This window comes from Cellulomonas septica (assembly GCF_012396155.1).
GTDB lineage: Bacteria > Actinomycetota > Actinomycetes > Actinomycetales > Cellulomonadaceae > Cellulomonas > Cellulomonas septica.
In genome coordinates this window covers 1-10610 of record NZ_JAAXOY010000046.1, presented here as the reverse complement: position 1 = coordinate 10610, position 10610 = coordinate 1, and the positions used below count along the sequence as shown (strand labels likewise).

Below are 10610 nucleotides of genomic sequence, written 5' to 3'. Positions count from 1 at the left end.
CTCGCCGCGGGCGACCCGCTGCGCGACGCCGCACGGTTCGCGACCCGCGTCGCGGCCGCGTCCGTCACGCGCCTCGGCGCCCAGCCGTCCTACCCCTCAGCGACCGAGCCCCTGCCCTGAGGAGCCTTCAGACCCGCGCGACGCCGCGACGGCGCGGTGCACGATGCCGTTCGCCTCGCGGGCTGATCCGTTGCCACAGGACGCCGTCGGCATCGGATGTGGGCACATCCGTTGGCGACGCCCTGCGGCAGGCGTCCGGGGCGCTGACTACGCGTCCGACGACGGACGCTCCACGAGGTACGGGCGGCCGTCAGGACCGGTGACACGCTCGAAGGTCTGCCGCATCTCGGCCTCCCGAGCGCGCTCCTCCTCGGTCACCGCACGGCCGCGCCCGTCGGGCGAGCCCACCGACGGCGGGCCGACGAAGCGCAGGAAGAACAGGGTCACGTGGTTGTTCAGCGCGTCGAACCGGTCGGCGAAGCCCATCGTGCAATCCATTCGTGCGCGGATGATTCGTGCACGAACTTATCATCTAGGATGCTCGCATGACGACCACCGTGACGGACGCCTCGGACGTCGACCCGCTCGCGCTCGAGGCGCAGCTCTGCCTCGCGACGTCCGCGGCCGCCCGCGCACTCGTCGGCGTCTACCGGTCGCTCCTCGAGCCCCTCGGGCTCACGCACCCGCAGTACCTCGCGATGCTCGCGCTCTGGCAGCACGGCGACCTCTCGCTCAAGCAGCTCGCCGCCGTCCTCCAGCTCGAGCCCGCGACCACGTCGCCCCTGGTCAAGCGCCTCCAGACGCTCGGGCTAGTGACGAAGACGCGCGCGGGCGTCGACGAGCGTCAGCTCGTCATCGCGCTCACCGACGAGGGCCGCGCGATGCGCGCCGACGCGGTCGGCATCCCCGCCGCGATGGTCGACCGCCTCGGGCTCACCCGCGAGGCGATCGACCAGATCCGCGTCGGCATGGAGACCCTGCTCGCCGCCTGCCACCGCGCCGGCGCCTGAGCCGCCCCGCTCACGGGCCCAGGTGCGGCGCCGGGACAGCCCGACGCCGCACCCGCGACGCTCACGACTCGCGCAGGACCTCGCGGACGAAGCGCGCCGAGTGCGCGCGCAACGTCTCGATCCGGCGCTGGACGACACCGGCCGGGTCCTGCCCGGCCTCGACGAGCGTCGGCTTGCGGCGCACGTTCCGCGAGCACACGAAGTCCGTGCACACGAGCGTCCCGAGGGTGTCGCCGTTGCGGCCGGCGACGCCGGCCCGGCGGGCGACGTACATCGACACGTCGTCGGTCGCGTAGACGTCCTCGCACCACGCGCACACGGCACGGCGGCGCGACGCGACCTCGGGGGCCCGCAGCGTGACGCCGACGACCCCGTCGTCGACGGGCACGACCACGTAGGAGCGCAGCGGCGCCTTGCGGTCGATCCACCCCAGGTAGTCGAGGCGGTCCCAGCGCAGGTCGGCCAGGTCGGACGGGAGGGTGAGCTGCGCGGCCTCGCGGCGCGAGCAGTTCACGAAGGACGTGCGGATCTGCTGTTCGGTCAGGGGAAGCATGGGTCTCGGCTCTCGTGCGGCAGGAGCCGTCGCCGGACCATCGAAGGTCCGGGGACGGTACGGGTCAGGAGGCGGCCCGCCGGGGTGAACCGAGGAACCCGCGCGGACCAGGTCCGGACGGGTCGTCGCCGTGAGGCGTCAGGCGTGCGGGGCGGGCGTCGGGCCCGCGCCTGAGGAGGCCAGGACGGCCGCCTCGCTTCCCTGCTGCATCGAGATGCACCTCGTGCTCGCGGTCGCGGGCTGCTCCCGCGACGCCGATCGCCGTCCATGGTGCACCCCGACGCCCGAGGCGCCAAACGGGCAAGGGCTGCCAAGCGGTGTGAAACTGAGATGCGGCGCTACTCGACCTCAGTTAAGCGGGAAGCGGCTAAACTGCGGCCGAGTAGCTGTCCACCCCACGCCACGAGAGAGGGAGGCGATGGCTCCCTTCGTCGACCAGGTGTGGACGCCCTCAGTCACGGACGGGTTGCCGCGCCGGTACACCCGCTCCGGCCCGTACCGGGCGTACGCTCCCGAGGCCCTGACCGGCCGGGCTGTCGTGCTGCGTGCCTCGACGCAGGCGCTCGTCGACGAGGCCGGCGAGCTGGCCGCAGCAGCGCTCGCATCGGTGCAGCATGCCGGGCTCGGCCAGATCGGTGATCTCCTCGTCCGGTCGGAGGCGTCGGCGTCCTCGCTCATCGAGGGCTACGAACCGACACCCCGGGCCGTGGCTGTCGCCGACTTCGTGCAGCGCGGACGCACTCCTGCCGTCATCGTCGCGCGCAACCTCCGCGCCGTGCGCGAGTCCCTGACCCGGCCCGCCGCCACCGCGCGCGGCGTGGTCGCGGAGGTGTGCGACCTGCACGCGCTGATCACCCCGGGCGCCGCCGGGGTGCGTCAGGAGCCGGTGTGGATCGGGGGCGCCACCCCGCTCGACGCGCACTACAACGCACCGCCGTCCGACCGGGTGCCCGGTCTGCTCGACGACCTCGACGACTACCTCACGTCGCACGCGCACAGCGCCGTCGTCGCGGCCGCCGTCGCACACGCGCAGTTCGAGACCATCCACCCCTTCACCGACGGCAACGGCCGCGCCGGTCGCATCCTTCTCGGCATCGTGCTGTCCCGCTACGGGCTCACGCCCGGCGTCGCGCTCCCCGTCTCGACCGAGCTGTTCCGCGACCGCGAGCGCTACTACGCCGCTCTCGACGCCTACCGGACCGGTGACGACGACACGATCGTCGCGGTCGTCGCCGACGCGGTGTGCGTCGCCGCCGAGGAGTCGGTACGGCTGTCGACGGCCGTCGCCGCCTGGCTGGAGGTGCAGACGAAGACGCTCGACGTCCACCTCGCCGAGCGGTCGCCTTCGGGCCGTGTCCGTCACGGGGCAACGCACCGGATCATCGCCGACCTCCCCACCTCGCCCGTGCTGGACGTGGCGTCGGTGGCCTCCTCGCAGGCCGTGACCGACAACGCCGCACGGGCGGCGCTCGAGACCCTGGCCGACGCGGGGATCCTCCGGCGCGACCGGAAGGCCGACAGGACCAAGACCGTCTACGTCGCGGCCGGTCTCCTCGGCCTGGTGAGCACTCCGCTACCCGGACACCGCCCGGACGACGAGAGTGCCGGCGGCGACGGCCCGGTCGTCGCCGTCGAGGCGGCCGGGGGAAGCACGGACGCGTGCGGCGCATGGCTGCCCCGCGCGGGGCGCGCGTGCACAGAGCCTGCGGGGCATCACGGGCAGCACCGGTGAGCGGAGGAGCGAGCGGCCAACGTCGCGGGCCCGTTCTTCGGCGGCCGGCGGAGATCAGGCCGTCCGCGCTCCGAGCGTCTCGCCCGGCACGGCGTCGACGACCGGCGTCCGCTTCGCCCGCTGCGCCACCACCACGCCGAGCACGACCAGCACCCCACCGACCGGCTCGTACCAGTGCACCCGCTCGCCCAGGACGAGCGCGCCCAGCACCACCCCGACGAGCGGGGTCAGGTACGTGACCGTCGACGCCCGCTGCGCGCCCCACGCGTCGACGATCCGGTTGAACCACACGTACGCCGCGCCGGTGCCGAGCGCACCGAGGGCGACCATCGCACCGACCAGCGGCCACGACACCTCGAGCGTGCCCAGCGCGCTCGACGGCACGACGAACGGCGACGCCGCCAGCACCAGGAGCGCCCCGGCGCCGATCTGCCCCGCCGCGACCGACTCGGGCGGCAGTCCCAGCGGCGTGACGAACCGGCGCAGGTAGGTGGTGCCGATCCCGTAGCTCGCCGTCGCGCCGAGGCACGCCAGCACGGCCGGGAGGCTCGCGGACACGCCGCCGGCGAGCCAGGTCCACGGCGCGACGACCACCACCACGCCGACGATGCCGACGAGCAGGCCGACCCGCTGCCGGGCGACCAGCCGCTCGGTGGGCAGCAGGGCCGCCGCCCACGCGGCGGTCATGAGCGGCGTCGTCGCGTTGAGGATGCTGGCGAGCCCCGAGGTCAGGTGCTGCCCGGCCCACGAGAACAGCAGGAACGGCACGACGCACAGGACGACGCCGAGCACAGCGAGGTGCCCCCACGTCCGAGCGCCGCGCGGCCACCGCCGCCGCAGCACGAGCATCGCGACGAGCAGGGCGACCGCCCCCAGCGTCAGCCGCGCCAGCACGACCTGCGCCGGGCTCAGCCCCTCGTCGAGCCCGACCTTGATGAACAGGAAGCTCGCGCCCCACACGAGGGCCGCGGCGAGGTAGTAGACGACGATCGTCCGGTCGCGGGTCACGTGCACCACCGTGGCCGGAACCGCTGACATGAGGCAAACGCATCTGGCTCATGCCGCGATACGGTCGGCTCATGCCCACGCTCGTGCAGCTCCGGGTCCTCGTCGCGGTCGTCGACCGCGCGTCGTTCACGGACGCCGCCGCGACGCTCGACGTCAGCCAGTCCGCCGTCTCGCACGCCGTCGCCGCGCTCGAGCAGGAGGCCGGCGGCCGGCTGGTCGAGCGTGCGACGCCCGTGGTGACGACGGCGCTCGGCGCCCGCCTGCTCCAGGTCCTGTCGCGCGACCACCTCACCGAGGACGACTGGGACGAGCTCGAGGAGACGCTGCTGCTCGCCGACGTCGGCGCCGGCCCGACGACCGAGATCGTCGACGCCCTGCGCACGCGCGTCCGGGTCGAGGGCCTCCGCGAGCCCGGTCAGGTGCGCGCCGTGCTGCGCGACCAGCTGCTCGCGATCGTGGACCCGACGCTCGACCGCTCGCTGCACACCGACCCCGGGACGACGGCCGAGGGTGCGGCCGTCCCGGCGGTGGTGCTCGTCGTCGGTGTCAACGGCACCGGCAAGACGACGACCGTCGGCAAGCTCGCGCGCGTCCTGGTCGCCGAGGGCCGCACGGTCGTCCTCGGTGCGGCCGACACGTTCCGCGCCGCCGCCGCCGACCAGCTCGAGACGTGGGGGTCGCGCGTCGGCGTGCGGACCGTGCGGTCGGACAAGGACGGCGCCGACCCGGCGTCCGTCGCGTTCGACGCCGTGCGCACCGGCAAGTCGGAGGCGGTCGACGTCGTGCTCGTCGACACCGCGGGCCGCCTGCAGAACAAGGCCGGCCTCATGGACGAGCTCGGCAAGATCACGCGCGTCCTCACGCGCGAGGCGCCGCTCGCCGAGGTGCTCCTGGTCCTCGACGCCACGACCGGCCAGAACGGGCTCAACCAGGCGCGCGTGTTCGCCGAGGTCGCGGGCGTCACGGGCATCGTCCTGACCAAGCTCGACGGCACCGCGAAGGGCGGGATCGTCGTCGCGGTGCAGCGCGAGCTCGGGGTCCCGGTCAAGCTCGTCGGGCTCGGCGAGGGCCCCGACGACCTCGCGCCGTTCGACCCCGAGGCGTTCGTCGACGCGCTGCTCGCGCAGTAGCCCGTCGCCCCCGGTGGGCGCCCGCTGCTGGACGGACGCCCACCACGAAACCGAACGTTTACGCCCGGGTGAGCGTTGTCACACCGCTGTAACACCCTCAGCCCATCGCCGAAACGGTCCTGGCCGACCTTTGGTACCGGACCAGCCACCCCCGGCTGGCGACGGGAGAGGCGATTTCGATGTTCGAACTCGACAGCGGGAACACCGCGTTCATGATCCTCGCCGCGTCTCTGGTGCTGCTGATGACGCCCGCCCTGGCGTTCTTCTACGGCGGCATGGTGCGCGGCAAGAGCGTCCTCAACATGATGATGATGAGCTTCGGTGCCCTCGGCATCGTCTCGCTCATCTGGGTCCTGTACGGCTACTCGGCCACGTTCGGCGGCGACTACGGCGGCTTCGTCGGCAACCCGTTCGAGTACTTCGGCCTGCAGGGCGCGACCGACGAGCAGAGCCTCATGGCCGCCACGGGCGTGCCGTTCCTCGTCGCCGCCGGCTTCCAGCTCACGTTCGCGGTCATCACCGTCGCGCTGATCTCCGGCGCGATCGCGGACCGCTTCAAGTTCAACACCTGGCTCGTGTTCGCGGCGATCTGGGTCACGGTCGTCTACATCCCGCTGGCCCACATGGTCTGGGGCGGCGGCCTGCTCGGCGGTGGCTGGTTCCTCGCCGGCTCGCTCCCCACGCCGATCGACTTCGCCGGTGGGACGGTCGTCCACATCAACGCGGGTGTCGCGGGCCTGGTCCTCGCGATCGTCACGGGCAAGCGCCGCGGCTTCGGCCGCGAGCCGATGCGTCCGCACAACCTGCCCTTCGTCATGCTGGGCGCGGCGCTCCTGTGGTTCGGCTGGTTCGGCTTCAACGCGGGCTCGGAGTTCGCCGCCGACGGCACGGCCGGCCGCGCCTGGGTCAACACGACGGTCGCCACCGCGGTCGCGATGCTCGCCTGGCTCGCCACGGAGAAGGTCCGTGACGGCCACGCCACCTCGCTCGGTGCCGCGTCCGGCGTCGTCGCGGGTCTCGTCGCGATCACCCCGGCGGCCGCGGCCGTCGACACGTGGGGCGCGATCGGCATCGGCGTCGTCGCGGGCATCCTCTGCGCTCTCGCGGTCGGCCTCAAGTACCGGTTCGGCTACGACGACTCGCTCGACGTGGTCGGCGTGCACCTGGTCGGCGGCCTCGTCGGCACGGTCCTCATCGGGTTCTTCGCGACCGACGCGAACGCGACCTGGTACGCGGACGGCGCCGAGAACGGCCTGTTCTACGGTGGTGGCGTCGGGCAGCTCGCCACGCAGATCATCGTCGCCCTGTGCGCGGTGCTCTTCAGCGGTCTGGCCACGCTCGTCATCGCCCTCATCCTCAAGGCCACCATCGGCCTGCGGGCGACGGAGGAGGACGAGGTCGGCGGTCTCGATCTCGCCACGCACGGCGAGACGGCGTACGAGTCCCTGGGCGCGGGCGCCCGGGTCGTGACGGAGGTGAAGTGATGACGAAGCTCGTGACGGCGGTCATCCAGCCGCACCGGCTGGACGACGTGAAGTCGGCCCTCGAGGCGGCGGGTGTCCGGGGTCTGACGGTGAGCGAGGCCAGCGGCTACGGCCGTCAGCGCGGGCACACCGAGGTCTACCGCGGTGCGGAGTACACCGTGGACCTGGTGCCGAAGGTCAAGATCGACGTGCTGGTCGCCGACGCGGACGCCGCGAGCGTCACGGAGGTGATCGTGCGCGCCGCGCAGACCGGCAAGATCGGCGACGGCAAGGTCTGGGTCGTGCCGGTCGAGGACGTGGCTCGCGTCCGCACCGGTGAGCACGGCGACGACGCCCTCTGAGCAGGACGGTCCCGCACAGCACATGACGCAGAACCGGCCGCCCGCGGGGGGCGCGGCCGAGCACGAGTCGCCGGAGGTCCCGCACTCCCTGATCGGGGTGCGGGACCTCCGCGTCGAGCGGCTCGACCTCGCCGCCCGCCTCACGGGTCCCACCGCCGACGGGGTCGCGCGTCGCGCGGCCGTCGTCGACCTGGTCCGGCACCGCCTCGCCGAGCTCTGGCAGCAGGCGACCGACGGGCAGGAGGTCAACGGCATCGCGCTCGGCGCGGTCGGCAGCATCGGCCGCGGCGACGCGAGCCCGGTGAGCGACCTCGACCTGCTGCTCGTGCACGAGGGTCGCGGCCACTCGCCCGAGCAGCTCGCCGAGCTCGCGCAGCGGCTCTGGTACCCGATCTGGGACGCCGGGCTCGACCTCGACCACTCGGTCCGCTCGCTCGCGCAGTGCCGCCAGGTCGCGTCGAAGGACCTCCCAGCGGCGGTCGGTCTGCTCGACCTGCAGCCGGTCGCGGGCGACGCCGTGGTGATCGCGCGCGCGAAGTCCGCGCTGCTCGAGGACTGGCGGTCCGCGGCCCGTCGGCGCCTGCCCGAGCTGTTGGCGTCGACCCGGCAGCGCGCCGAGCAGCACGGCGAGCTCGCGTACCGCATCGAGCCCGAGCTCAAGGAGGCCCGCGGGGGCATCCGCGACGCGGTCGTGCTCAGCGCGCTCGCCGCGACGTGGCTCACCGACCGCCCGCACGGCGCGGTCGACCACGCGTACGCGCACCTGCTGGACGTGCGCGACGCCGTCCAGGTCGCGACGCGCCGGCACACGAACCGGCTGCTGCTCGCCGACCAGGACGAGGTCGCGGCGCTCGTCGGGTTCGACGACCGCGACGACCTGCTCGCGAGCATCGCGGAGGCCGGCCGCGTCATCTCCTACGCGCTCGACACGACCGCGCGCAACGCCCGTCAGGCGCTCCAGCGGCCTGCGCGCCGGCCCGTGCTCGTCCGCGGACGCCGGACGCCGCCGCGGCTGCGGCCCATCGCCGAGGACCTCGTCGAGCACGACGGCGAGATCGTCCTCGCGGTCGACGCCCGCCCGGCCGAGGACCCGCTACTCTCGCTGCGCGCCGCCGCGACCGCCGCCCGGACGGGACTCGCGCTCTCACCCGTGACGGTCGCGAGCCTCACGGCCACGCCTCCGCTGCCGACCCCCTGGCCCAAGGCGGCACGGACGTCCTTCCTCCAGCTGCTCGCGTCGGAGCACGCGCAGGTCCCGATCTGGGAGGCGCTCGACCTCGCCGGCGTGGTGACGACGTGGATCCCCGAGTGGGCCGGCGTGCGGAACCGGCCGCAGCGCTCGCCCGTGCACCGGCACACCGTCGACCGGCACCTCGTCGAGACCGTCGCGCGCGCGGGCCACGCGCGTCGCGACCTCGCGCTCGGCGACACGCTGCTGCTCGCCGCGGTCCTGCACGACATCGGCAAGCGCGCGGGGGCGGGGGACCACTCCGTCGAGGGCGCGCGCCTCGCCGCGCCGATCGTGCTGCGGATGGGCTTCGACGACCAGGTCGCGACGGACGTCGCGCGCCTCGTCCGCGAGCACCTCACGCTCGTCGACCTCGCCACGACGGCCGACCCGGACGATCCGGCGACCGTCGACCGTCTGCTCGACGCGGTCGACCACCGTGCCGACCTGCTCGCGGTGCTGCGCGCGCTGACCGAGGCCGACGCGTCCGCGGCGGGCCCGGCGGCGTGGAGCGCGTGGCGCGGCACCCTCGTCGACGACCTCATCGCGCGGGCCGGCCGGGTCCTGACAGGTACCCTGGGACGTCCGTGATCCCCGAAGCGTGAGGACCGCCCGGTGTTCGCCACCCTGTCCGACCGACTGACGTCGACCTTCAAGAACCTGCGCACCAAGGGCCGTCTGTCCGAGGCGGACATCGACGCGACCGTGCGCGAGATCCGCCGCGCGCTGCTCGACGCGGACGTCGCCGTGCCGGTCGTGCGGTCCTTCACGGGTGCCGTGCGCGAGCGCGCGCTCTCGGCCGAGGTGTCGCAGGCGCTCAACCCGGCGCAGCAGGTCGTCAAGATCGTCAACGACGAGCTCGTGTCGATCCTCGGCGGCCAGAACCGCCCGCTCGCGTACGCCAAGCGCCCGCCGACCGTGATCCTGCTCGCGGGTCTGCAGGGTGCGGGCAAGACGACGCTCGCCGGCAAGCTCGCGCTGCACCTCAAGAACCAGGGCCACACGCCGCTGCTCGTCGCGGCGGACCTGCAGCGTCCCAACGCGGTCACGCAGCTCCAGGTCGTGGGGGAGCGCGCCGGCGTGCCGGTGTACGCGCCGCACCCCGGCAACCAGGGCTCCGACGACTACCTGCCCGCAGGCGCCGACCCCGTGTCGGTCGCGCGCCAGGGCCTCGAGACCGCGCGCACCCGGCAGCACGACGTGCTCATCGTCGACACCGCGGGCCGCCTCGGCGTCGACGCCGAGCTCATGCAGCAGGCCTCCGACATCCGCGACGCGGTCGAGCCCGACGAGATCCTCTTCGTCATCGACGCGATGATCGGCCAGGACGCGGTCGCGACCGCGCAGGCCTTCGCGGACGGCGTCGGCTTCACGGGTGTCGTGCTGTCGAAGCTCGACGGCGACGCGCGCGGTGGTGCCGCGCTGTCCGTCGCGTCGGTCACGGGCCGACCGATCCTGTTCGCCTCCACGGGCGAGAAGCTCACGGACTTCGAGGTCTTCCACCCCGACCGCATGGCGTCGCGCATCCTCGACATGGGTGACGTGCTCACGCTCATCGAGCAGGCCGAGAAGGCGTTCGACGCCGAGCAGGCCGAGAAGATGGCCGGCAAGCTCGTCAGCGGCGAGGACTTCACGCTCGAGGACTTCCTCGTGCAGATGCAGCAGCTGCGCAAGATGGGCCCGCTCAAGAACATGTTCGGGATGCTCCCCGGCATGGGCCAGATGCGGGAGGCCCTCGACAGCTTCGACGAGCGTGAGGTCGACCGCATCGAGGCGATCATCCGCTCCATGACGCCCGCCGAGCGGCAGAACCCGAAGATCATCAACGGCTCGCGCCGCGCCCGCATCGCGCGCGGATCGGGCACCACGCCGACCGACATCAACCAGCTCGTCGAGCGGTTCGACGGCGCGCAGAAGATGATGCGCCAGATGGCCAAGGGCGGCGGCATGCCGGGCATGCCGGGGATGGGCAACCTCCCCGGGATGGGCGGCAAGAAGTCGCGCGGCCGGACCGCGGCGCCCGCGCGCAAGGTCAAGGGCAAGTCGGGCAACCCCGCGAAGCGGGCCGCGCAGGAGCGCGCCGCGCTGGAGCGCCCCGCGGCCCCGGCAGGTGCAGCACGTGCG

The 10610-nt window shown here is 73.5% G+C and carries 10 protein-coding genes; 7 read left to right on the top strand and 3 right to left on the bottom strand.

The window, feature by feature from the left end; genetic code table 11:
* Positions 1 to 267: 267 nt before the first annotated feature.
* Positions 268 to 486: a hypothetical protein gene (locus HGA02_RS03725; RefSeq protein ID WP_168677707.1), complete on the bottom strand. Its 219-nt coding sequence runs from the start codon at positions 484 to 486 to the stop codon at positions 268 to 270.
* Between the two features lie 59 nt (positions 487 to 545).
* Between HGA02_RS03725 and HGA02_RS03720 the strand changes: the two genes are divergently transcribed.
* Positions 546 to 1010, top strand: a complete 465-nt coding sequence (locus HGA02_RS03720; protein WP_168677705.1) for a MarR family winged helix-turn-helix transcriptional regulator — start codon at positions 546 to 548, stop codon at positions 1008 to 1010.
* Positions 1011 to 1071: 61 nt separating this feature from the next.
* Here the strand turns inward: HGA02_RS03720 and HGA02_RS03715 are convergent, their stop codons facing one another.
* Entirely contained in the window at positions 1072 to 1563 is a 492-nt protein-coding gene (locus HGA02_RS03715; RefSeq protein ID WP_168677703.1) for an FBP domain-containing protein, read from the bottom strand.
* 418 nt (positions 1564 to 1981) lie between these two features.
* Here HGA02_RS03715 and HGA02_RS03710 point away from each other — a divergent pair, with 418 nt between their 5' ends.
* Positions 1982 to 3295: a Fic family protein gene (locus HGA02_RS03710; RefSeq protein WP_168677701.1), complete on the top strand. Its 1314-nt coding sequence runs from the start codon at positions 1982 to 1984 to the stop codon at positions 3293 to 3295.
* A gap of 54 nt (positions 3296 to 3349) precedes the next feature.
* Here HGA02_RS03710 and HGA02_RS03705 read toward each other — a convergent pair whose 3' ends face one another.
* Positions 3350 to 4303, bottom strand: coding sequence for a DMT family transporter (locus tag HGA02_RS03705; protein WP_343035250.1), 954 nt, complete (start codon positions 4301 to 4303; stop codon positions 3350 to 3352).
* Positions 4304 to 4374: 71 nt separating this feature from the next.
* Here HGA02_RS03705 and ftsY point away from each other — a divergent pair, with 71 nt between their 5' ends.
* The 5 genes from ftsY to ffh form a co-directional block, all read left to right on the top strand.
* The gene (ftsY, locus tag HGA02_RS03700) at positions 4375 to 5433 is read left to right on the top strand and encodes a signal recognition particle-docking protein FtsY (protein WP_168677696.1); all 1059 of its coding nucleotides are present in this window, start codon (positions 4375 to 4377) and stop codon (positions 5431 to 5433) included.
* A gap of 179 nt (positions 5434 to 5612) precedes the next feature.
* Entirely contained in the window at positions 5613 to 6917 is a 1305-nt protein-coding gene (locus tag HGA02_RS03695; RefSeq protein ID WP_124343009.1) for an ammonium transporter, read from the top strand.
* Complete coding sequence (locus HGA02_RS03690; protein ID WP_124343010.1) at positions 6917 to 7258, top strand: P-II family nitrogen regulator; 342 nt, start codon at positions 6917 to 6919, stop codon at positions 7256 to 7258. Before HGA02_RS03695 ends, HGA02_RS03690 begins: the two co-directional genes overlap by 1 nt.
* Positions 7259 to 7280: 22 nt before the next feature.
* Positions 7281 to 9077, top strand: coding sequence for a [protein-PII] uridylyltransferase (locus HGA02_RS03685; protein WP_168677694.1), 1797 nt, complete (start codon positions 7281 to 7283; stop codon positions 9075 to 9077).
* Positions 9078 to 9101: 24 nt separating this feature from the next.
* A partial coding sequence (gene ffh, locus HGA02_RS03680) for a signal recognition particle protein (RefSeq protein ID WP_168677692.1) occupies positions 9102 to 10610 on the top strand: 1509 nt, incomplete at its 3' end.

Bases quoted from the DNA above. Each gene is read 5' to 3' on its own strand.
- HGA02_RS03725 (WP_168677707.1), bottom strand. From the start codon at position 486: ATGGGCTTCGCCGACCGGTTCGACGCGCTGAACAACCACGTGACCCTG.
- HGA02_RS03720 (WP_168677705.1), top strand. From the start codon at position 546: ATGACGACCACCGTGACGGACGCCTCGGACGTCGACCCGCTCGCGCTC.
- HGA02_RS03715 (WP_168677703.1), bottom strand. From the start codon at position 1,563: ATGCTTCCCCTGACCGAACAGCAGATCCGCACGTCCTTCGTGAACTGC.
- HGA02_RS03710 (WP_168677701.1), top strand. From the start codon at position 1,982: ATGGCTCCCTTCGTCGACCAGGTGTGGACGCCCTCAGTCACGGACGGG.
- ftsY (WP_168677696.1), top strand. From the start codon at position 4,375: ATGCCCACGCTCGTGCAGCTCCGGGTCCTCGTCGCGGTCGTCGACCGC.
- HGA02_RS03695 (WP_124343009.1), top strand. From the start codon at position 5,613: ATGTTCGAACTCGACAGCGGGAACACCGCGTTCATGATCCTCGCCGCG.
- HGA02_RS03690 (WP_124343010.1), top strand. From the start codon at position 6,917: ATGACGAAGCTCGTGACGGCGGTCATCCAGCCGCACCGGCTGGACGAC.
- HGA02_RS03685 (WP_168677694.1), top strand. From the start codon at position 7,281: ATGACGCAGAACCGGCCGCCCGCGGGGGGCGCGGCCGAGCACGAGTCG.